Origin of the sequence: Paraburkholderia fynbosensis (assembly GCF_902859935.1) — a bacterium.
Lineage (GTDB): Bacteria > Pseudomonadota > Gammaproteobacteria > Burkholderiales > Burkholderiaceae > Paraburkholderia > Paraburkholderia fynbosensis.
The window spans coordinates 438,699-460,485 of the sequence record NZ_CADIKI010000003.1 but is presented as its reverse complement, the minus strand read 5'-3'; the positions used below and the strand labels follow the sequence as shown (position 1 = coordinate 460,485).

Here is a 21,787-nt window from a genome sequence, read left to right as displayed (position 1 = left end):
TTGAAAACATCGATGTTGATCGCCGTCGGCGCACTTGCATCTTCTTTCTCGTTCGGCGCGTTCGCGGCCGACACCTATCAGCTCGACCCGACCCACACGTATCCGGGCTTCGAAGCGGATCACTTCGGCGGGCTGTCCGTGTGGCGCGGCAAGTTCACGAAGAGCTCCGGCACGGTGACGCTCGACCGTGCGGCGAAGACCGGCACGGTGGACGTGACGGTCGATCCGGCTTCGGTCCAGACCGGCAACAGCAAGCTGGATGAACATCTGAAAACGGATGATTTTTTCGACGTCGCGAAATATCCAGCGGTGACCTACAAGGGCACCGCGATCCGCTTTGACGGCGACAAGCCGGTCGAAGTGGTCGGCAACCTGACGATGCGCGGCGTGACCAAGCCGCTCAATTTGAAGGTCGAGTCGTTCAAGTGCATGCAGCACCCGGTGCTCAAACGTGAAGTATGCGGCGTGGAAGCGAGCGCCCAGTTCAGCCGCGCCGATTTCGGCATGGATTCCGGCGTCAAGTACGGCTTTAGCATGGAAACGCGGCTGCATATCCAGTCGGAGGGCATCAAGCAGTAAGCGTTTCGATCTGCGCCGCCGTTGCGCGGCAACACAGGAAACCGCTTCGTTCGCTTTGCGACGAAGCGGTTTTTTCTTGCGCTGTCCGTTATCCGCCGGTGCTTTATGCGATGCGCCCTGAAGCCTCATGCGGCACCGCATCCAATTTGCCGCTCGCAGCGGATTTATTTTCCAGTTAAATAGAGCGCTGGCACCGAACCGGTGATGCGCGCATCGGGTTCGGCCGCATCGGGCGTAGCGCGCCCGCATCAAACAATATTTCGCGCGAACTGGAGATCTGGATGAATGCAACGACCGCAGCAAGCCTCGCGGGGAGCCGGCAGAGTTCGTGGCGCGCGGTGATCGCCGCCTCGATCGGCAATGCGCTGGAATGGTTCGATCTGGTGGTGTACGGCTTTTTCGCGGTGACCATCGCGAAGCTGTTTTTCCCGGCCGGTAACGACACGGTCTCGCTGCTGCTGACGCTCGGCACCTTCGGCGTGTCGTTCTTCATGCGGCCGCTCGGGGCGATCGTGATCGGCGCGTACGCGGATCGCGCTGGCCGGAAGGCTGCGCTCACGCTGTCGATCCTGCTGATGATGGGGGGCACGCTGATCATCGCGATCCTGCCGACCTATCAGAGCATCGGCCTCGCCGCGCCGTTGATTCTCGTGATCGCGCGTCTGATGCAGGGCTTCTCGGCGGGCGGCGAATTCGGCAGCGCGACCGCGTTTCTCGCCGAGCACGTGCCGGGGCGGCGCGGTTTCTTCGCGAGCTGGCAGGTGGCGAGCCAAGGGCTCACGACGCTGCTGGCCGCCGGCTTCGGCGTGCTGCTCACCGGTTCGCTGGCGCCGCAACAGATGGCGTCCTGGGGCTGGCGCGTGCCGTTCTTCTTCGGTCTGCTGATCGGGCCGGTCGCCTGGTACATCCGCACGAAGCTCGACGAGACGCCCGAATTCCTCGCGGCCGAAACCACCACAACGCCGCTGCGCGACACCTTCGCGAGCCAGAAGCTGCGGCTCGTCATCGCGATCGGCGTGGTGGTGCTCGGCACCGTGTCGACGTATCTGGTGCTGTTCATGCCGACCTATGGCGTGAAGCAGCTGGGACTGGCGCCATCGGTCGCGTTCTCGGCGATCGCGCTGACCGGCGTGATCCAGATGGTGTTCTCACCGCTGGTCGGTCATCTGTCGGACCGGCATGGGCGCACCACGATCATGCTGGTGCCGGCGCTGCTGCTGCTCGTGCTGATCTATCCGGCCTTTCTGTATCTGGTCGCGCATCCGAGCTTCGGCACGCTGATGGCGATGCAGATCGTGTTCGGTTTCCTGATGACGGGGTACTTCGCGGCGCTGCCGGGTTTGCTGTCGGAGATGTTTCCGGTGCAGACACGCACGACCGGCATGTCGCTCGCGTATAACATCGCCGTGACGATCTTCGGCGGCTTTGGGCCGTTCATCATCGCGTGGCTGATCAGCGCCACGGGGTCGAAGGCGGCGCCGAGCTACTACCTGATTTTTGCCGCGGCGGTGAGCCTCGTCGCGTTGATGGCAGCGCGTCGCAAGCTAGGGTTTCGCTGAGGCGACGCGGCGGTAAACGCAAAAGGCCGGTTCTCCTGAACCGGCCTTTTGCATGGGTGACGAAGTCCGCCTCTACGACAGGATCAGACTTGCGCGCCTGCGTTCGGATCGTTCGGATCGGTGCGTTCCTTCTTGTCCTTCACCAGATCTTCGCGCTTCACGCCCAGCCACATCGCGAGCGCGGCGGCGACGAACACCGACGAATAGATACCGAACAGAATACCGACCGTTAGCGCCAGTGCGAAGTAGTGCAGCGTCGGGCCGCCGAACAGGAACATCGACAGCACCATCATCTGCGTACAGCCGTGCGTGATGACGGTTCGCGACATCGTGCTGGTGATCGCGTGGTTGATCACCTCGATCACGGTCATCTTGCGTTCGCGGCGGAAGGTCTCGCGAATCCGGTCGAAGATAACGACCGACTCGTTCACCGAATAGCCGAGCACCGCGAGCACCGCGGCCAGCACCGACAGCGAGAACTCCCACTGGAAGAACGCAAAGAAGCCGAGAATGATCACCACGTCGTGCAAGTTCGCGATCACGCCGGCCACCGCGTACTTCCATTCGAAGCGGAACGACAGGTAGATCACGATGCCGACCACCACGCAGGCGAGTGCGAGCAGGCCGTCGGTGGCGAGCTCCTTGCCGACCTGCGGGCCGACGAACTCGACGCGTTGCAATTGCACCTGCGGCGTCTCGGCCTTCAGCGCGGTCATCACCTGATCGCTCTGTTGCGCCGACGTGTAGCCCTGCTTGAGCGGCAGACGGATCAGCACGTCGCGCGAGGTGCCGAAGTTCTGCACCTGGGCATCCGCGTAGCCGAGTTTGGCCAGCGTGCCGCGCACCGGATCAAGCGGCACGGCGCCCGGATACTGCACTTCGATCACAGTGCCGCCGGTGAACTCCACCGACAGGTGCAGCCCGCGATGCACGAGGAAGAACACAGCGGCAAGGAACGTCAGCAGCGAGATTGCGTTGAAGATCAACGCACGCTGCATGAACGGAATGTCTTTGCGAAAACGGAAAAATTCCATGGTCTTGTTCTCCGGGACTCAGCGGGATGAACCCGGCTTCTGCGGCGTGTTCGAGGAACCCGACGCATCGCGGCGGCGCACAGTCGGCTTGCCGGTGCGCGCTTGCGCGCCCGCCGGGGCCTTCGGCTTGGCCGCAGCCTTGGCGACGGCTCGCGCCGTGTCGGTGTCTGCGTCGTTATTGCCGAGGTAAGCGGCCGAGCCCGCGGGCGCCGTTTCCGGACGCCACACCTGGCCGATCGCCAGCGACTTCAGCTTCTTCTTGCCGCCGTACCAGAGGTTGACGATACCGCGGGAGAAGAACACCGCCGAGAACATCGACGTCAGAATGCCGATACAGTGGACCATCGCGAAGCCGCGCACCGGGCCGGAGCCAAAGGCGAGCAGCGCGAGGCCGGCGATCAGCGTGGTGACGTTCGAGTCGAGAATCGTCGCCCAAGCATGCGCGTAGCCGTTCTGGATCGCCAGTTGCGGCGGCGCGCCGTTGCGCAGTTCTTCACGCACGCGTTCGTTGATCAGCACGTTCGAGTCGATCGCCATACCGAGCGCGAGCGCGATAGCGGCGATACCCGGCAAGGTCAGCGTGGCCTGCAGCATCGACAGCACCGCGATCAGCAGCAGCAGGTTGACCGACAGGCCGATCGTGGAGATCACGCCGAACAGCATGTAGTACGCGATCATGAACACTGCGATCGCCGCGAAGCCCCACACCACCGAGTGGAAGCCCTTCTTGATGTTATCGGCGCCGAGGCTCGGGCCGATCGTGCGTTCTTCGATGATTTCCATCGGCGCGGCAAGCGAACCGGCGCGCAGCAGCAGTGCGAGGTCGGCGGCCGCTTGCGGGGTGGGCTGGCCGGTGATCTGGAAGCGGTCGCCCAGTTCCGACTGGATGGTCGCCACCGTCAGCACTTCGCCCTTGCCACGCTCGAACAACACCATCGCCATCGGCTTGCCGATGTTGTCGCGCGATACGCTGCGCAGCGCGCGGCCGCCGGCCGAGTCGAGGCGCAGGCTGACCGACGGGCGCTGATGTTCGTCAAAACCCGCCGACGCGTCGATAATCCGGTCGCCCGTGAAGATGACCTGCTTGCGCAGCAGCACCGGCGTCTGGTTGCCCTGGGTGAACAGTTCGTCGCCCGGCGGCACCGGGTCGGACGGATTCGGATGCGTGTTGACCGGGTCGGCGAGGCGCGCTTCGAGCGTCGCCGTGCGGCCGATGATGTCCTTCGCCTTCGCCGTGTCCTGCACGCCCGGCAGCTCGACCACGATGCGATCCGCGCCTTGCTGCTGGATCACCGGCTCGGCCACGCCGAGTTCGTTCACGCGGTTATGCAGCGTGGTGATGTTCTGCTTGAGCGCGGCGTCCTGCACGGCCCGTTGCACCGCCGGCGTGAACGTGCCGACCAGTTGCACACCGCCGTCCTGGCCCGCCTGCGAGGCCCACTGGAGTTCGCTGATGCCGCGTCCGAGCAGCTTGAGCGCCGCGTCCGCCGTGGCCTGATCGGCCAGATTGATCACCACCGACTGGCCCACGCGATTCACGCCGCCGTCGCGCACGTTGTTGTCGCGCAGCAGCGTGCGCACGTCCGAGGCGTCCGAGTCGAGCTTCTTGTTGAGCGCGCCGGCCATGTCCACCTGCAGCAGGAAGTGCACACCGCCGCGCAGATCGAGACCGAGGTACATGGGCAGCGCGTGCAGCGCCGAGAGCCAGGTAGGCGATGCGCTTTGCAGGTTCAGCGCGACGATGAACTGCGGATCGGTCGGATCGCTGTTCAGCGTTTTCTGCAGCAGATCCTTGACGCGCAATTGCGTGTCGGTGTCCGTCAGACGCACGCGAATGTTCGCGTTGGTCGTCGAATTGTCGAACGTGACGGCGGTCGGCTTGATCTGATTGGCGACGAGCGCGGCTTCGACTGCAGCCAGCGTGGTCGAGTCGAGCCGGACCGTTGCCTTGCCGCTCGACACCTGCACCGCCGGCGCTTCGCCGAACAGGTTGGGCAGCGTGTACACGAGGCCGATGACCAGAGCCACCAGCATCACGGCGTATTTCCAGAGGGGGTAGCGATTCATGAGTGGTCCAACGGGAAGGTTGGCTTGGAAGCGATGCGTCCGGCGATGAGCGCGGGCGGTTCAGCACGGGGTGGCGTGAATCGCCGGCGAGGCCGCGCCGGACGCGAGAGAGCAGGCCTTACAGCGACTTGATCGTGCCCTTCGGGAGAATCGTCGTGACCGACGCTTTCTGCACGGTGATTTCCGTGCCTTCCGAGATTTCGACGCCGACGTAAGCTTCACCCACCTTGGTCACCTTGCCGACGATGCCGCCGTTCGTCACCACTTCGTCGCCCTTGGCCATGGCGGCGAGCATGTTGCGATGCTCCTTCTGGCGCTTCATTTGCGGGCGAATCATGATGAAGTACAGCACGCCGAACATCAGGATCAGCGGCAGGAAGCTCATCAGGTTCGATTCAATGCCACCTGTTGCTGTGCCTTGGGCAAAGGCATTGGAAATGAACGACACGTTGGTCTCTCCGTTATCAGTCAAACGATCAAAAAAATCAGCCGGTTATTCTACCACCGGCCTGATGCGCGTCGGCGCGGCGAATCGGCTTTGCGATCAACCGTTTAAAGCCTTTTTACGCCGTCCGCGAAAGTGGATTGTAAGGTTTTCGGGTCACGGCGCGCGGATTCTTCGGTTGAATCCGCGCGCCGGACCCCATCAGGGCGCTTGTTCGACGCCGCGCGCGCGGTTCTCGTGGAAGCGTTTGCGGAACGGCTCGAACATCTTCGCGTCGATCGCGTCGCGCATTTCCTGCATCAGTTCGAGGTAGTAGTGCAGATTGTGGATCGTGTTCAGCTGCGCGCCGAGGATTTCGCCGACACGGTGCAGGTGATGCAGATAACCGCGCGTGAAATGGCGGCAGGTGTAGCAGCCGCATTGCTCGTCGAGCGGGCGCAGCGAGTTCCTGTGCGTGGCGTTGCGGATCTTGATGTCGCCGAAACGCGTGAACAGCCAGCCGTTGCGCGCGTTGCGGGTCGGCATCACGCAGTCGAACATGTCGACGCCGGCAGCGACCCCGGCCACCAGATCTTCCGGCGTGCCGACGCCCATCAGGTAGTGCGGCTTGTCGGCCGGCAGCTTCGGGCCGATGTGGTTCAGCACGCGCATCATGTCTTCCTTCGGCTCGCCGACCGACAGTCCGCCGATCGCGAGGCCGTGGAAATCCATCTCCGCGAGACCCGCGAGCGACTCGTCGCGCAGGTCCTCGAACATGCCGCCCTGGACGATGCCGAACAGCGCGTTCGGATTGCCGAGCCGCCTGAACTCGTCGATCGAGCGCTGCGCCCAGCGCATCGACATGCGCATCGAGTCGGCCGCGTCCTTGTGCGAGGTCGGCACGTTGTTGGTCGCGTATGGCGTGCATTCGTCGAACTGCATGACGATGTCCGAGTTCAGCACCTTCTGAACCTGCATCGACACTTCCGGCGACAGGAACAGCTTGTCGCCATTGATCGGCGACGCGAACGTGACGCCGTCTTCGGTGATCTTGCGCAGGTCGCCGAGCGAGAACACCTGGAAGCCGCCGGAGTCCGTCAGGATCGGCTTCTTCCAGCCCATGAAGCCGTGCAGGCCGCCGTGGGCTTCGATGGTTTCCAGGCCCGGGCGCAGCCACAGGTGGAAGGTGTTGCCCAGAATGATCTGCGCGTGCATTTCTTCCAGTTCGCGCGGCTGGACCGCTTTCACCGTGCCGTAGGTGCCGACAGGCATGAAGATCGGCGTTTCCACCACACCGTGATTCAGCGTGACGCGCCCGCGCCGCGCCTGGCCGTCGGTGCCGAGCAGTTCGAATTTGAGGCCGTTGGCGGGGCGCTCGGTGGTGGTCTCTTGCGATTGATGACCGAGGGTCATTGAGTAACTCCTGGGCTACCGGAAAACAGTCCGGCGCGAATGTTGGAACGGACTTCGGATGGGTGATTCTGCATCGGACCGGGAAAGCGCTAAGGCGCTGACTCTGATCGACAGCCCCAAACGTTGAAACGCCGCCGCGAATGTTCGCGGCGGCCTGGGGACTGCAAAAACTTCAAACGGCGAGGCTGTTTCAGACGTCGCGGCGCGTGAGCAGCATCGCATCGCCGTAACTGAAGAACCGGTAACGTTCTTCGATCGCATGACGGTACGCCGCGCGAATGGTCTCGACGCCGGCGAAGGCCGACACCAGCATCAGCAACGTCGACTTCGGCAAATGGAAATTCGTCACCAGCCGGTCGACCACGCGGAACTGGTAGCCCGGCGTGATGAAGATGTCGGTTTCCGTGCTGGCCGCGGCGAGCGGCCGGCCGGCGGCTTCGGCGTCGCGCGCGGCGGCTTCGAGCGCGCGCATCGACGTCGTGCCCACCGCGACCACGCGATTGCCGCGAGCCTTGGTCGCCGCGATCCTGTCGGCGAGCGACTGCGGCAGGTGATACCACTCGCTGTGCATCTTGTGCTCGGCGAGATTCTCGACCCGCACCGGCTGGAACGTGCCCGCGCCGACGTGCAGCGTCAGCGTTGCGCGTTCCACGCCGCGGGCGTCGAGTTGCGCGAGCAGCGCGTCGTCGAAATGCAGGCCGGCGGTGGGCGCCGCGACCGCGCCGGGATTCCGCGCGAACACGGTCTGATAGCGGGTCTCGTCGGTCGAATCGGGGTCGTGCTCGATGTACGGCGGCAGCGGCAGCCGGCCGAACTGCTCGATCAGCGTCAGGCAGTCGTCGGGGAAATGCAGCGTGTAGAACGGCTCGACCCGCTCGCCGAGCGTGACGTCGAACGCGTCCGCGAGACGCAGCGTGGTGCCCGGCTGCGGGCTCTTGCTCGCGCGGATCTGCGCGAGCGCCGTGCGCTCGCCGGTGAGGCGCTCCACCAGCACCTCGACCTTGCCGCCACTGGCCTTCTGGCCGAGGAAGCGCGCCTTCAGGACTTTGGTATCGTTGAAGACCAGCAGATCGCCGGGCGCGATGCACTCGGGCAACTCGGCGAAGCGGCGGTCGATCAGACGCGCGGCATCGGCGCCGCCCGTGTTGTCCACCTCGAGCAGACGGCTGGCGCTGCGCTCGGGCAGGGCGACTTGCGCGATCAGTTCGGGCGGCAGATCGAAATCGAAATCGGAAAGCGTAAACATGCGAACGACTGGAAGCGAATTGAGACTGAATTGAGCCGAAGCCGGAGCCGGGCGGCTATGATTGCGGGACGCCAGAGCGGCCCGCTAGCCCACGCGCCTGCGGTAAACCCCGTCGGCGGCGAACCCTTTGACAGCCGATATTGTACTTGCGAAGCAGCCCATGCCTTTGTCCGACCGCCGTTTGCCCTCCGCTACCGATGAAGTGAGCGCCGAGCCGAAGCGCCGCGTCGCGCGAGGCAACGCGGCGCAGCAGGTGAGCGAGGTGGGGGCGGGCGCGACGCTGGCGAGCGAAAAGGGTGCGCCGGAAGCGGGCCTGGCCGGCGACAAACCCGCAGGATCAGCCGGCGCGACGGCGCCGTTCGGCGCGGCCGACCCCTTCGGTGACAAGCCCGCCGGCAAGTCCACGCCGAAGGCCGCCGCCAAAGCCGCCGCGAGGGGCGCCGGCAAAGGCGTCGACGAAGGCGCGGAAAAACGCACCGCCAAACCCCCCGTCAAAACCGCCGACAAGCTCGCCAAACTCGGCCTCACGCGCGCGATCGACCTCGTGCTGCATCTGCCGATGCGCTACGAGGACGAAACCTCGCTGACGCCGATTGGCCACCTGCTGCCTGGCGGCATCGCGCAAACCGAAGGCGTGGTGTTCGACAACGAGATCGCCTATCGCCCGCGCCGTCAGTTGCTGGTAAAGCTGCGCGACGACGCCGGCGACGAACTCGTCCTGCGCTTTCTGAACTTCTACGGCTCGCAGGTCAAGCAGATGGCGATCGGCGCGCGGCTGCGGGTGCGCGGCGACGTGCGCGGCGGCTTCTTCGGCATGGAGATGGTGCATCCGGCGGTGCGCGTGGTCGACGAGGACACGCCGCTGCCGCAGGCGCTGACGCCCGTCTACCCGAGCACTGCGGGCGTCACGCAGGCGTATCTGCGCAAGGCGATCGACAACGCCTTGTCGCGCACGTCGTTGCCGGAGTTGCTGCCCGAACCGGTCGCGCGGGCGCACCTCCAGCCGCTCGGCGTGCCGTCGCTGATGGATGCCGTGCGCACGCTGCATCACCCCGGCGTGCAGTCCGACGAGACCGCGCTGATCGACGGCACGCATCCGGCGTGGGTGCGCATCAAGTTCGAGGAGCTGCTCGCCCAGCAGATGTCGCTCAAGCGCGCACACGACGAGCGCCGCACCCGTGCCGCGCCCGCCATGCCGCGCCGCAAGCAGGGCGACGAGTCGGCGCTGGTGGCGCGACTGCTGAAGGCCCTGCCGTTTTCGCTGACGAGGGCGCAGGAGCGTGTCGGCGGCGAGATCGCGCTCGATCTGACCCAGCCGCATCCGATGCAGCGGCTCTTGCAAGGCGACGTCGGCAGCGGCAAGACGATCGTCGCCGCGCTGGCCGCCGCGCAGGCCATCGACGCCGGCTACCAGGCCGCGCTGATGGCGCCGACCGAAATCCTCGCTGAACAGCACGCGCGAAAATTGCGCGGCTGGCTGGAGCCGCTCGGCGTGAGCGTCGCGTGGCTGGCGGGCAGTCTGAAGACCAAAGAGAAGCGCGCCGCAATCGAAGCCGCCGCGCTCGGCACCGCGCAACTCGTGATCGGCACGCACGCGATCATTCAGGACGCGGTGGAGTTCGCCCGCCTCGGGCTCGTGATCGTCGACGAGCAGCACCGCTTCGGCGTCGCGCAACGGCTCGCGCTGCGCGCCAAGGCGCTCAACGCCGCCGACGGCGCGCGCGACTTCCAGCCGCATCAATTGATGATGTCCGCGACTCCGATTCCGCGCACGCTCGCAATGACCTACTACGCCGACCTCGACGTCTCGACCATCGACGAATTGCCGCCGGGCCGCACGCCGATCCTGACCAAGCTCGTCTCCGACGCGCGGCGCGAGGAAGTGATCGGCCGGGTGCGCGAGGCGGCGCTGAGCGGGCGTCAGGTGTACTGGGTGTGTCCGCTGATCGAGGAAAGCGAAACCTTGCAATTGCAGACCGCGGTCGAGACTTACGAGACACTGGTGGCCGCGCTGCCCGAGTTGAAGGTCGGCCTCGTGCATGGACGTCTCGCCCCCGCCGAGAAGGCCGCGGTGATGGACGCGTTCACCCGCAACGAGGTGCAGCTGCTGGTCGCGACCACGGTGATCGAAGTGGGCGTCGACGTGCCGAATGCGTCGCTGATGGTGATCGAGCATGCGGAGCGCTTCGGCCTCGCGCAGCTGCACCAGCTACGCGGACGGGTGGGGCGCGGCAGTGCGGCGTCGGTGTGCGTCCTGCTTTACACCGGGCCGTTGTCGATGACCGCGCGCGCGCGCCTGCAGACCATGCGCGAAACGACGGACGGCTTCGAGATCGCCCGGCGCGATCTCGAGATTCGCGGACCGGGCGAGTTCCTGGGCGCGCGCCAGTCGGGCGCGGCGATGCTGCGCTTCGCCGACCTTGAAAACGACCAGTGGCTGATCGAACCCGCGCGCGAGGCGGCCGCGGTGCTGCTCGAGCAGTATCCGGAGGTGGTGTTGCAGCATCTGGCACGGTGGCTCGGGGCGCGCGAGCACTATCTGAAAGCGTGAAGCGGGTTTGACGTCGTGGAAAAGCCGCTGCACGACTCGTGCGTCAGCCCCGAAACAAGAAGTGGCGAACCGACCCCATAGGGTGTATAACTAGAACCTATCGAATTCATTGCACTGATTGGTCCCCCAATGACGCTCACCGAATTGAAATACATCGTGGCGGTTGCCCGCGAGCGGCACTTCGGCCGGGCCGCCGAAGCGTGTTTCGTCAGCCAGCCGACGTTGTCGGTCGCTATCAAGAAGCTCGAAGACGAGCTGAATGTGCAGATCTTCGAGCGCGGCACCAGCGAGGTCAGCGTCACGCCGATCGGCGAACAGATCGTCACGCAGGCGCAGCGCGTGCTCGAACAGACGCTCGCGATCAAGGAAATCGCCAAGCAGGGCAAGGACCCGCTGGTCGGACCGTTGCGGCTCGGCGTGATCTATACGATCGGGCCGTACCTGCTGCCCACGCTCGTCAAGCAGATGATCAAGCGCGTCCCGCAGATGCCCTTGATGCTGCAGGAAAATTACACGCTCAAGCTGATCGAACTGCTCAAGCAGGGTGAAATCGACGTCGCCATCATGGCGTTGCCGTTTCCCGAAACCGGTTTGATGCTGCGCCCGCTGTACGACGAGCCGTTCGTCGTCGCGCTGCCGTCAGGCCACGCGTGGGAAAACCGCCAGAAAATCGACGCCGACGACCTGAAGCAGGAAACCATGCTGCTGCTCGGCAGCGGCCACTGCTTCCGCGATCACGTGCTGGGCGTGTGCCCGGAACTGATGCGTTTTTCGCAGAACGCCGACGGCATCCAGAAGACCTTCGAAGGGTCGTCGCTGGAGACCATTCGACATATGGTCGCGAGCGGCGTCGGGATCACCGTCCTGCCGCGCATGTCGGTGCATGAGGTCAAGCCGCACGCGGGCGGCATCGACGCAGGCCTGCTCAGCTACGTCGCATTCGACGAGCCCGTGCCGGATCGCCGCGTCGTGCTCGCGTGGCGCAAGAGCTTCACGCGCATGCCCGCGATCGACGCCATTTGCGATGCGATCAGCGCCTGCGATCTGCCGGGCGTCAAGAAGCTCGATCTGCCGGTCGCGGTCAACTAGCGTTCCATCTCTTCCTTCTCTGTGCCGGTCGGTGCCTTTGGCCGACCCTCGGCACGGCGCACGCCCTTGCGCGCGCCGCGATCTTGCGAAGTGCAGTCCCGCGCTTTCCGGGTCCGCCTCTCGCCTATCAAATAGATAAAATTAATCAAACACGTACTTTTAATAGCGTTGGTATAGTTTCCTCCATGGATCGCCCGATCCCTTATCTGATAAGGCCCAGGAGGAAATCATGGTGCAACCTGACTCGCAGCAACTTCACGCGCTTGTCGCCCAACCGGCAGCCGCAGCCGCAGCCGCGGTCTGCGCGACAGCTTCGGCGCCGAGCATACGCACCGTCGCGTTGTCGTTGCTGGTCGATCGGGCCTTGTCCGCTTAACGCAGCGGCTGGCGGCATTCATGCCGCGTCTGCCCGCTCTCTTTCAATAAGAATCACAGGAGTTACCATGTCCGAACGCAAGCTCACCAATGCCGCCGGCGCGCCGATCGCCGACAACCAGAATTCGATGACCGCCGGCCCGCGCGGCCCGGTCTTGCTGCAAGACGTCTGGCTGCTCGAAAAGCTCGCTCACTTCGACCGCGAAGTGATTCCCGAGCGCCGCGTTCACGCCAAGGGTTCGGGCGCATTCGGCACGCTGAAGGTCACGCACGACATCTCGCGCTACACGAAGGCAAAGGTGTTCGCGGCGCTCGGCAAGGAAACGCCGCTTTTCATGCGCTTTTCGACGGTGGCGGGCGAGCGCGGCGCGGCCGATGCCGAACGGGACGTGCGCGGCTTCTCGATCAAGTTCTACACCGACGAGGGTAACTGGGACGTGGTCGGCAATAACACGCCGGTGTTCTTCATCCGCGATCCGCTTAAGTTTCCGGACTTCATCCACACGCAGAAGCGCAATCCGTACACCAACATGCGCAGCAACGTCGCCGCGTGGGACTTCTGGTCGCGTCATCCGGAGTCGCTGCATCAGGTGACGATTCTGATGAGCGACCGCGGCATTCCGAAGAACTATCGGCAGATGCACGGCTTCGGTTCGCACACGTACTCGTTCATCAACGCGAATAACGAGCGGTTCTGGGTCAAGTTCCACTTCAAGTCGATGCAAGGTATCGAAAACTTCACCGATGCCGAAGCCGCGCAAGTGGTTGCGCAGGACCGCGAGAGTGCGCAGCGTGATCTGGTCGGCAACATCGACGCGGGCAACTTCCCGGCATGGCGCTTCGCGATTCAGGTGATGCCGGAAGCGGAGGCGGCGAACTATCGTTTCAATCCGTTCGACATCACGAAGGTGTGGTCGCAGAAGGACTATCCGCTGATCGACGTCGGCACGATCGAGTTGAACCGCAACGCGGCGAACTATTTCGCGGACGTCGAGCAAGCCGCATTCACGCCGGCCAACGTGGTGCCGGGTATCGGCTTTTCGCCGGACCGTCTGTTGCAGGGGCGCCTGTTCTCGTACGGTGACACGCAGCGCTATCGCCTCGGCATCAATCACCATCAGATTCCGGTGAATGCGCCGCGCGTGCCGAGCGCGCATTCGTTTCATCGCGACGGCGCGCTGCGCACGGACGGCAACCTCGGCGGCAACGTGAACTACGAGCCGAACCGTTTCGGCGACTTCGCACAGGACCCGAACGCGTCGGAGCCGCCGCTCGCGGCAGGCGCCGTGGATCGCTACGATCATCGCGCTGACGACGACTACTACACGCAGCCGGGCATGCTGTTCGCGCTGTTCGATGCGGCACAGCGCCAGCGTTTGTTCGGCAACATCGCGCGCCACATCGATGGTGTGCCGCAGGACATCGTCGCGCGTCAGATCGAGCATTTCCGCCGCGCCGATCCGGCCTATGCAGAAGGCGTGATCGCCGCTTTGGCCGAACTGGCGGAAAGCGTCAAGAAGTAAGCAACGGTAGTTGAAGCGATGCAGCAAAGCGGGGCGCAGCGGCGTCCCGCCGGTATCGATACGAATCGCGGGAGTACGATCATGATTCAGATGATGATGGCCGCGCTTGGCGGCTCGCCGGCAGCACGCGGTGCGCAACGGCGGCAGACACTCGCGCGGGCATTCGGCGTGCGCAAGGCAGCCGGTTTCGCGATCGTCGCGAGCGGGTGGGCGGTGCTCGTCGCGCAGGCCCTGCAACACAGGCTGGACGGTTGATCGCAGTCGACCCGTCAAAGCGGCAAGTGGCCATGTGTCACGCGAACGCAGCAGATTTCCAGGCTAAACTGTCGAGCGTTCGATGTTTCGCGTTTGCCTTGCGCAAACCGTCACTTTGCCGACCGGTTCGTATCACTCTTCGAAGGAGTCATCATGGCCAAGAAAGAAGCCGCAGCCGTACAGCACGTCAATATCGGGATCAGCGACAAGGATCGCAAGAAGATTGCAGAAGGTCTGTCGCGTTTGCTCGCCGACACCTACACGCTGTACCTGAAGACCCACAACTTCCACTGGAACGTGACGGGTCCGATGTTCAACACGCTGCATCTGATGTTCGAAACGCAATACAACGAACTGGCGCTGGCAGTCGATTCGATCGCTGAACGGATCCGCGCGCTGGGCGTGCATGCGCCGGGCAGCTACAAGGATTTCGCGAGGCTGTCGTCGATTCCGGAAGCGGACGGCGTGCCCGCCGCGGAAGAAATGATTCGCCAGCTGGTGGAAGGCCAGGAGGCGGTGGTGCGCACCGCACGCGCGATTTTCCCGTCGACGGAAGCCGCCAACGACGAGCCGACCGCCGACCTGCTGACGCAACGCATGCAAACGCACGAAAAGACCGCGTGGATGCTGCGCTCGATGCTCGCTTGAGCGTCGCCGCCTCGCGAGCGAGCCGCTCCGCTCAGGCGCCGACGTTGCGCTGTTTGCACTGAAACGGCACAAAGCCTCCCTTCGCGGGAGGCTTTGTTTTTTGCGGTGCCGCTCAGCGAACCGCGCGGCAGGCCTCGCGTTTCGGAGCGCGCCCGCCCGAAAAACAGCCGCCCGCGTGCATCCCGTAAAATAGCCGCAACGTTTGCGCACTTCATCCACTTCACCGATTCCGCCATGTTCGCCCGACTTCCCCTGTATCTGCGCCTCGTGCGCATGGACAAGCCGATCGGCAGCCTGTTGCTGCTGTGGCCAACGCTCAACGCGCTGTGGATCGCGTCCGACGGACATCCGTCCTGGCCGCTGCTGGTGATCTTCACGGTGGGCACGGTGCTGATGCGCTCGGCGGGCTGCGCGATCAACGACTATGCGGATCGTGATTTCGACCGCTACGTGAAGCGCACTGAAAATCGGCCGATCACGTCGGGCAAGATCAAGGCGTGGGAAGCGGTGGCGCTGGCGGCCGGGTTGTCGCTGCTGGCGTTCCTGTTGATCTTGCCGCTGAACACGCTGACGAGGGAGCTTTCGGTGGCGGCGCTGTTCGTCGCCGGTTCATACCCGTTCACCAAGCGGTTCTTCGCGATTCCGCAGGCGTATCTCGGGATCGCGTTCGGCTTCGGCATTCCGATGGCGTTCGCCGCGATTCAGGACCACGTGCCGATGCTCGCATGGGTGATGCTGCTCGCCAACGTGTTCTGGTCGGTCGCGTACGACACCGAATATGCGATGGTCGATCGCGACGACGACATCAAGATCGGCATCCGCACGTCGGCGCTCACGTTCGGCCGCTTCGACGTGGCCGCGATCATGCTGTGCTATGCCGTGACGCTCGGCATTTACGTCGGCATTGGTGTGATGCTCGGCTTCGGCGCGCTGTACTGGGTGGGTTGGGCCGCAGCGGCGGCCTGCGCGGTCTATCACTACACGCTCATCCGCGAGCGCGAGCGGATGGCGTGCTTCGCCGCTTTCCGGCATAACAACTGGCTGGGCGGCGCGCTGTTTGCCGGGATTGCCGCGCATTATGCGGTGGCTTCGTTTTGATGTTTGCTGCACGTCCGCAGGGCAGCGGTTTGGCTCCGCGTGGAGCGTGCGCCGCGAAGAGTTGCAGGGCAATTGCAGTGGACTTGTAGCGGATTGGTAGCAACGGACTGCGTTATGGAGCGAAGCGCTGCGTCGTTTTGATTCCGCAGTGTTTCGTTCTCGCCACGGTGCCGCTAAAGGTTGGTCAATCGCGGCTCTAACCACGGTGCCGCTAAGCTTCGTCAAATGCGGCAGCCCGCCAGGCCGCCGCTAACGCACTACCATCACCCGCGCTTACTGCTTGCCGAACTCGTCGCCCATTTCCTTCGCGCGCGCATCGGCGGCGAGCGCGCCGCGCACGATCGCGTCCTTGATGCCGCTCGCGTCGAACGACGTCAGCGCCGCGGCCGTCGTGCCACCCTTCGAGGTCACGCGTTCGCGCAGCACGCTCGGCGGCTCGTCCGAATTCGCCGCCAGTTGCGCCGCGCCGGTGAAAGTCGCGACGGCCAGCGCGCGGCCCTGCGCTTCATCCATGCCGAGTTGGCGGGCGGCTTCCTGCAGTGCTTCGATGAAATAGAACACGTAGGCCGGACCGCTGCCCGAGATCGCGGTGACGGCGTCGATTTTCGCTTCGTCGTCGAACCAGACCGTTTCGCCGACCGCGCCGAGCACCTGCGAAGCGAGCGCGCGACCCGCTGCGTCGACGCTGCCAGTTGCGACGAGGCCCGTCACGCCCATGCCGATCAGCGCCGGCGTATTCGGCATCACGCGCACGATGCGGCCGTGGCCGTTCAGCCAGCGCGACATGTCGCACATGCGAATGCCCGCGACGATGCTGATCGCCAGTTGCGACGCCTTCAGATGCGGCGCCAATGCTTGAGCGACGCTCTTCAGGATCTGCGGTTTCACCGCCAGCACGACGGCGTCGTACCCTGCGAGCGCGGCGTCCGCGCCCGCACCGGTGCGGATACCGAACTGCTGCTCATTGCGCTTGCGCGCGTCTTCGTTGGGATCGATCGCGTAGAGGTCCGCAGGCGCGACGCCGCGCTTGATGAGGCCGCCGATCAATGCCGCAGCCATGTTGCCGCCGCCGATAAAAGCAATTTTCATGATATTCCGAATGAGGTTCGGTGAAGAGCCTGGACGGCCCGGAAAGGTCAGTGAGCGTAATCCCGCGCGCCGAAGATCGCGGTGCCGACTCGCACGATTGTCGCGCCTTCGAGCACGGCTGCTTCGAGGTCGCTCGACATGCCCATCGACAACGTGTCGAGCTCGAGTCCGTCGTCGCGCAGACGCTCGAACAACTCGCGCAGTTGGCGATGCGGCGCGCGTTGCGCGTCGATATCGCCCGCCGGTTCGGGAATCGACATCAGCCCGCGCAAATTCAGTTTCGGCAGCGCGGCGATTTCCTGCGCGACTTCGACCGCCTCGGCAATGCCGACGCCGCTCTTGGATGCCTCGCCGCTGACGTTGACCTGCAGGCACACGTTCAGCGGCGGCAGATTGTCAGGGCGCTGTTCGGACAGCCGCTGCGCGATCTTCAGGCGATCGACCGAATGCACCCAGTCGAAATGCTCGGCGACCGGCCGCGTCTTGTTCGATTGCAAGGGGCCGATGAAATGCCATTCGAGCGACGCGCGCAGATCGGCGAGCGACTCGATCTTGGCGAGCGCCTCCTGCACGTAGTTCTCGCCGAACACGCGCTGGCCGGCCGCGTGAGCCGCGCGCACGTCTTCGGCGGGGAAGGTCTTCGAGACCGCGAGCAGCATGACCGAACGCGCGTCGCGTCCGGCCGCGTGCGCGGCCGTGGCGATGCGCTGTCGCACCGCTTCGAGGTTGTGAATCAGATCGGGCATCGAACGTAACCGGTGGTTCAGCGAAAAGCGATGACCCGATTATACGGACAGCATGTGCTCGACCAATTCAATCCAATGCGCAACCGGCGTCGATGTGCCGCTTTGCAGATGCGCAATGCAGCCGACGTTCGCCGACACGATCACCTGCGGCTCCAGTGCCTGCAGCCGTTCGAGCTTCTGATCGCGCAGTGCGTACGACAGCTTCGGCTGCGTCAGCGAATAGGTGCCGGCCGAGCCGCAGCAAAGATGACTGTCGACGGGCAGACGCACTTCGACGCCGAGCGCGGTGAGCAGATGCTCGACCTTGCCGCGCACCTGCTGGCCATGCTGCAGCGTGCAGGGTGGATGGAACGCCACGGTATGCACCGAGCGGCGGCGCGTGACGGCGGTGAGCGCTTGCTCGAACTCGGGCAGGATCTCCGAAATGTCGCGTGTCAATTCGACGATGCGGCGCGCCTTCTCCGCATAGGCCGGATCGTGGCGCAGCAGGTGCGCGTATTCCTTGACCGTCGCGCCGCAGCCGGAGGCGTTCATCACGATCGCCTCCGCGCCCTGCTCGACGTACGGCCACCATGCGTCGATATTGACGCGCAGGTCGTCGAGCGCCTCGTCGTTGTAGCCCAGATGCAGGCGGATCGCGCCGCAGCAGCCGGCGTCGGGCGCGATCACCGTTTCGATGCCAAGCGCATCGAGCACGCGCGCCGTGGCGACGTTCACGTTCGGCATCATCGACGGTTGCACGCAACCCGCGAGCATCAGCATCTTGCGCTCATGTTTCGCGGTGGGCCATTCGAGCGGTCGCTGCCGCGCGGGCACCTTGTCGCGCAGTTTCTTCGGCAGCACGCGGCGAAAGTGCTGGCCCAGGCGCATGGTCGGCGTGAAGACCGCGCTGTTCGGCACGACGCTCGCGAGCACCCGGCGCAGCATCCGCTGACCGAGCGGGCGCGTGACTTTTTCTTCGGTGAGCTTGCGGCCGATTTCCACCAGCCGGCCGTATTGCACGCCGGACGGGCAGGTCGATTCGCAATTGCGGCAGGTGAGGCAGCGGTCGAGGTGAACCTGGGTACTGCGCGTGACCGGCGCGCCTTCGACCATCTGCTTGATCAGATAGATGCGCCCGCGCGGCCCATCGAGTTCGTCGCCGAGCAACTGGTAGGTCGGGCAGGTGGCCGTGCAGAAACCACAATGTACGCAATTGCGCAGGATGGCATCGGCTTCATCGCCATCGGGCGTATTACGAATGAAGTCCGCGAGGTTGGTTTGCATCGCGTCGCTCAGAAGTCGGGGTAGAGACGGCCGCGATTGAAGATGCGGGCCGGGTCGAAAGCGCTTTTCAGGCCGCGATGGATTTTCATCAGCGGCGCGGGCAGCGGCGTGAACACACCGGCGCTGCGGTCGTAACCGTGGCCGGTGCGGAAGATCGTGGCATGACCGCCGGCCTGTTTTGCGCTGATGCGCACGGTTTGTGCGTCGGTGTCGGTGATCCACCAGCGCTGGCCGCCGCCCCATTCCATCAGTTGCGCGCCGGGCAGTTGCAAAGGTTCGGTGATCGACGGCAGCGCGAGACGCCAAAGCGCGGCCTTCGGCGGAATGGCCGCGAAGAACGAGTCGGTCTGCTCGCGCAGGCCGGCCCAGAAACGCTCCGCTTCGACCGCATCGACGACCTCGCCGCCGAGCGACGTGCGCGCCGACTTGACCGCCGCTTCGGCGCCCGCGAGGCGCACGGCGAGCGTGCCGTGACGCCATGCGCTCGCGGTGATCGGCAGCGGGCGGCCGCCCCATTCGTTCAGCTTGCGGACCGCGTCGGTGCCATTCATGTCGAACTTGAGCGTGGCTTCGGCCTGCGGCAGCGGCAGCACCTTGATCGACAATTCGAGGATCAGACCGAGCGTGCCGAGCGAGCCGGCCATCAGACGCGAAACGTCGTAGCCAGCGACGTTTTTCACCACCTGGCCGCCGAAATGGAGTTTCTGGCCCTGACCGTTCATGATGACCGCGCCGAGCACGAAGTCGCGTGCCGCGCCTGCGGCAGGGCGGCGCGGCCCGGCGATGCCGGCCGCGATGCAGCCGCCGAAGGTGGCCTGCGGGCCGAAGTGCGGCGGCTCGAAGGCGAGCATCTGATCGTGCTCGGCGAGCGCGGCTTCGACCTCCAGCAGGGGCGTGCCCGCGCGCGCGGTGACGACAAGCTCCGCTGGATCGTACGCGATGATGCCGCGATAAGCGCGCGTGTCGAGGATGTCACCTTCCAGCGTCTGACCATACCAGTCTTTGGTGCCGCCGCCACGGATGCGCAACGCGCGCCCCTCGGCGCTGGCCGAACGCACGCGTTCCGACCATACGGCGACGATGTCGTCCTCTTCCATGGTGTCCTGCTTCGTTGTGTTTCGTTTGATTGTACCGGGCGGGGGCTCGCTGGCAACCAGGAGCGGACCCGCATCGGGTAATCAGGGTCGAGGACCGGGAAGCACCGCCGCAGCAGCGTGGCCATGCGCCTGCTTACTGCTAGAAGCGCGGCAGCTCAGGGTGAGGCAGCAAGCCGCCGCGCACGTGCATCTTGCCGTATTCAGCGCAGCGCGCTCGCGTGGGAATGCCCTTGTCCGGGTTGAGCAGACCGGGCGCGTCGAAAGCGCGCTTGACCGCGTGGAACGTGTCGCGCTCTTCGGGCGAAAACTGCACGCACATCGAATTGATCTTCTCGATGCCGACGCCATGCTCGCCCGTCACCGTGCCGCCCAGTTCGACGCACGCTTCGAGGATGTCGGACCCGAACGCCTCGGCGCGGTGCCACTCGTCCTGGTCGTTGCCGTTGAAGAGGATCAGCGGATGCATGTTGCCGTCGCCCGCGTGGAAGACGTTGATGCAGCGCAAGCGGTAGGTTTGTTCCATCGCTTCGATGCGCGCGAGCAGCGGCCCGATACTGCGGCGCGGCACGGTGCCGTCCATGCAGTAGTAGTCCGGGGAGATGCGGCCCGCGGCCGGAAATGCGTTCTTGCGGCCCGACCAGAAGCGTAGCCGCTCCGCCTCGGAGCGCGAAATCTGGATGCGCGTCGCGCCCTGTTCGCGCAGCACCGCGGTCATGCGCACGATTTCGTCGGCGACCTCTTCGGGCGTGCCGTCCGACTCGCACAGCAGGATCGCCGCCGCGTCGAGATCGTAGCCGGCTTTGACGAACTCTTCGACGGCGCGTGTGGCCGGTTTGTCCATCATTTCGAGGCCCGCCGGAATGATGCCCGCCGCGATGATGCAGGCGACCGCTTCGCCGCCTTTCACGACGTCGTCGAAACTCGCCATGATGACCTGCGCCGTTTGCGGCTTCGGGATCAGCTTGACGGTGACTTCGGTGACGATCGCGAACATGCCCTCGCTGCCGATCACCACCGCGAGCAGATCGAGTCCGGGCGCGTCCGGCGCGAGCGAGCCGAATTCGACGATCTCGCCTTCCATCGTCACCGCGCGCACGCGCAGCACGTTGTGCACGGTGAGGCCGTACTTGAGGCAATGCACGCCGCCGGAATTCTCCGAGACGTTGCCGCCGATCGTGCAGGCGATCTGCGACGACGGGTCCGGCGCGTAGTACAGGCCGTACGGCGCCGCGGCTTCGGAGATCGACAGATTGCGCACGCCCGGTTGCACCGTGGCGGTTCGCGCGTATGGATCGACTTCGACGATTTTCCTGAAGCGCGCAAGCGACACCACGACGCCATGACGGATCGGCATCGCGCCGCCTGACAGGCCGGTGCCCGCGCCGCGCGGCACGATCGGCACGTCGAGCCGGTGGCAGATCTGCACGATGCGCTGCACCTGCGATTCCGTCTCCGGCAGCGCGACCGCGAGCGGCAGACGCCGGTACGCGGCGAGGCCGTCGCAGTCGTAGGCGACGGTGTCTTCCTCGCGATACAGCAGACAATGGGTCGGCAACACGGCCATCAGCGCCTGCACGACTTCGCGCTGGCGCTGGGCGAGTACTTCAGCCGTCAGTTCAGCGGGTGCGTTCATGTGACTTGTCTCCTCGTGCCTTTCGCCAGGCTTGCTCATGTTTCGAGCAGCCTTGTTTCGACGCCGGCGCGGCGGCCAATGCAATGCAGCCGCGC

19 protein-coding genes are annotated in these 21,787 nt (G+C 64.9%); 9 read left to right on the top strand and 10 right to left on the bottom strand.

The features are described from left to right. Positions 1 to 12 precede the first annotated feature (12 nt). Together HV770_RS07690 and HV770_RS07685 are read left to right on the top strand one after the other, a co-directional pair. Positions 13 to 579, top strand: coding sequence for a YceI family protein (locus HV770_RS07690; protein WP_175158853.1), 567 nt, complete (start codon positions 13 to 15; stop codon positions 577 to 579). A gap of 281 nt (positions 580 to 860) precedes the next feature. Beyond that, positions 861 to 2,138, top strand: coding sequence for an MFS transporter (locus HV770_RS07685; protein WP_175158822.1), 1,278 nt, complete (start codon positions 861 to 863; stop codon positions 2,136 to 2,138). A gap of 83 nt (positions 2,139 to 2,221) precedes the next feature. Here the strand turns inward: HV770_RS07685 and secF are convergent, their stop codons facing one another. From secF to queA, 5 genes are all read right to left on the bottom strand, one after another. After that, complete coding sequence (gene secF, locus HV770_RS07680) at positions 2,222 to 3,172, bottom strand: protein translocase subunit SecF (RefSeq protein WP_175158821.1); 951 nt, start codon at positions 3,170 to 3,172, stop codon at positions 2,222 to 2,224. Between the two features lie 18 nt (positions 3,173 to 3,190). Then, positions 3,191 to 5,239: a protein translocase subunit SecD gene (gene secD, locus HV770_RS07675; RefSeq protein WP_175158820.1), complete on the bottom strand. Its 2,049-nt coding sequence runs from the start codon at positions 5,237 to 5,239 to the stop codon at positions 3,191 to 3,193. A 118-nt stretch (positions 5,240 to 5,357) separates the two neighbouring features. Further along, the gene (yajC, locus tag HV770_RS07670) at positions 5,358 to 5,687 is read right to left on the bottom strand and encodes a preprotein translocase subunit YajC (RefSeq protein WP_007179286.1); all 330 of its coding nucleotides are present in this window, start codon (positions 5,685 to 5,687) and stop codon (positions 5,358 to 5,360) included. A 198-nt stretch (positions 5,688 to 5,885) separates the two neighbouring features. After that, positions 5,886 to 7,076 (bottom strand): tRNA guanosine(34) transglycosylase Tgt, encoded by a 1,191-nt coding sequence (gene tgt / locus HV770_RS07665; protein WP_175158819.1) that lies wholly within the window; start codon positions 7,074 to 7,076, stop codon positions 5,886 to 5,888. Between the two features lie 190 nt (positions 7,077 to 7,266). Continuing rightward, entirely contained in the window at positions 7,267 to 8,322 is a 1,056-nt protein-coding gene (gene queA / locus HV770_RS07660) for a tRNA preQ1(34) S-adenosylmethionine ribosyltransferase-isomerase QueA (protein ID WP_175158818.1), read from the bottom strand. A gap of 160 nt (positions 8,323 to 8,482) precedes the next feature. Here queA and recG point away from each other — a divergent pair, with 160 nt between their 5' ends. The 7 genes from recG (at position 8,483) to ubiA (ending at position 15,861) form a co-directional block, all read left to right on the top strand. Further along, the gene (recG, locus tag HV770_RS07655; RefSeq protein WP_175158817.1) at positions 8,483 to 10,873 is read left to right on the top strand and encodes an ATP-dependent DNA helicase RecG; all 2,391 of its coding nucleotides are present in this window, start codon (positions 8,483 to 8,485) and stop codon (positions 10,871 to 10,873) included. A 129-nt stretch (positions 10,874 to 11,002) separates the two neighbouring features. Continuing rightward, on the top strand, positions 11,003 to 11,962 hold the full coding sequence (locus HV770_RS07650; RefSeq protein WP_168669736.1) for a LysR substrate-binding domain-containing protein: 960 nt from the start codon (positions 11,003 to 11,005) through the stop codon (positions 11,960 to 11,962). 229 nt (positions 11,963 to 12,191) lie between these two features. Next, on the top strand, positions 12,192 to 12,338 hold the full coding sequence (locus HV770_RS07645) for a hypothetical protein (protein WP_175158816.1): 147 nt from the start codon (positions 12,192 to 12,194) through the stop codon (positions 12,336 to 12,338). A gap of 67 nt (positions 12,339 to 12,405) precedes the next feature. Then, positions 12,406 to 13,860 carry a catalase gene (locus HV770_RS07640; RefSeq protein WP_175158815.1) on the top strand — a complete coding sequence of 485 codons (1,455 nt, stop codon included), beginning with the start codon at positions 12,406 to 12,408 and terminating at the stop codon, positions 13,858 to 13,860. Positions 13,861 to 13,941: 81 nt separating this feature from the next. Beyond that, positions 13,942 to 14,115, top strand: coding sequence for a hypothetical protein (locus HV770_RS07635; protein WP_175158814.1), 174 nt, complete (start codon positions 13,942 to 13,944; stop codon positions 14,113 to 14,115). Positions 14,116 to 14,268: 153 nt separating this feature from the next. Continuing rightward, a complete protein-coding gene (locus tag HV770_RS07630; protein ID WP_175158813.1) occupies positions 14,269 to 14,763 on the top strand; it encodes a Dps family protein in 495 nt (164 codons plus the stop codon). Positions 14,764 to 14,997: 234 nt separating this feature from the next. Beyond that, positions 14,998 to 15,861 (top strand): 4-hydroxybenzoate octaprenyltransferase, encoded by an 864-nt coding sequence (gene ubiA / locus HV770_RS07625; protein WP_175158812.1) that lies wholly within the window; start codon positions 14,998 to 15,000, stop codon positions 15,859 to 15,861. A gap of 273 nt (positions 15,862 to 16,134) precedes the next feature. Here ubiA and proC read toward each other — a convergent pair whose 3' ends face one another. From proC to HV770_RS07600, 5 genes are all read right to left on the bottom strand, one after another. Next, the gene (gene proC, locus HV770_RS07620; protein WP_175158811.1) at positions 16,135 to 16,950 is read right to left on the bottom strand and encodes a pyrroline-5-carboxylate reductase; all 816 of its coding nucleotides are present in this window, start codon (positions 16,948 to 16,950) and stop codon (positions 16,135 to 16,137) included. Positions 16,951 to 16,997: 47 nt separating this feature from the next. Further along, complete coding sequence (locus tag HV770_RS07615) at positions 16,998 to 17,696, bottom strand: YggS family pyridoxal phosphate-dependent enzyme (RefSeq protein ID WP_175158810.1); 699 nt, start codon at positions 17,694 to 17,696, stop codon at positions 16,998 to 17,000. Between the two features lie 39 nt (positions 17,697 to 17,735). Continuing rightward, positions 17,736 to 18,962, bottom strand: coding sequence for a glycolate oxidase subunit GlcF (gene glcF / locus HV770_RS07610; protein WP_175158809.1), 1,227 nt, complete (start codon positions 18,960 to 18,962; stop codon positions 17,736 to 17,738). 8 nt (positions 18,963 to 18,970) lie between these two features. Then, positions 18,971 to 20,059: a glycolate oxidase subunit GlcE gene (glcE, locus tag HV770_RS07605; protein ID WP_175158808.1), complete on the bottom strand. Its 1,089-nt coding sequence runs from the start codon at positions 20,057 to 20,059 to the stop codon at positions 18,971 to 18,973. A gap of 139 nt (positions 20,060 to 20,198) precedes the next feature. Continuing rightward, a complete protein-coding gene (locus HV770_RS07600; protein WP_175158807.1) occupies positions 20,199 to 21,692 on the bottom strand; it encodes an FAD-linked oxidase C-terminal domain-containing protein in 1,494 nt (497 codons plus the stop codon). Between the last annotated feature and the right edge of the window lie 95 nt (positions 21,693 to 21,787).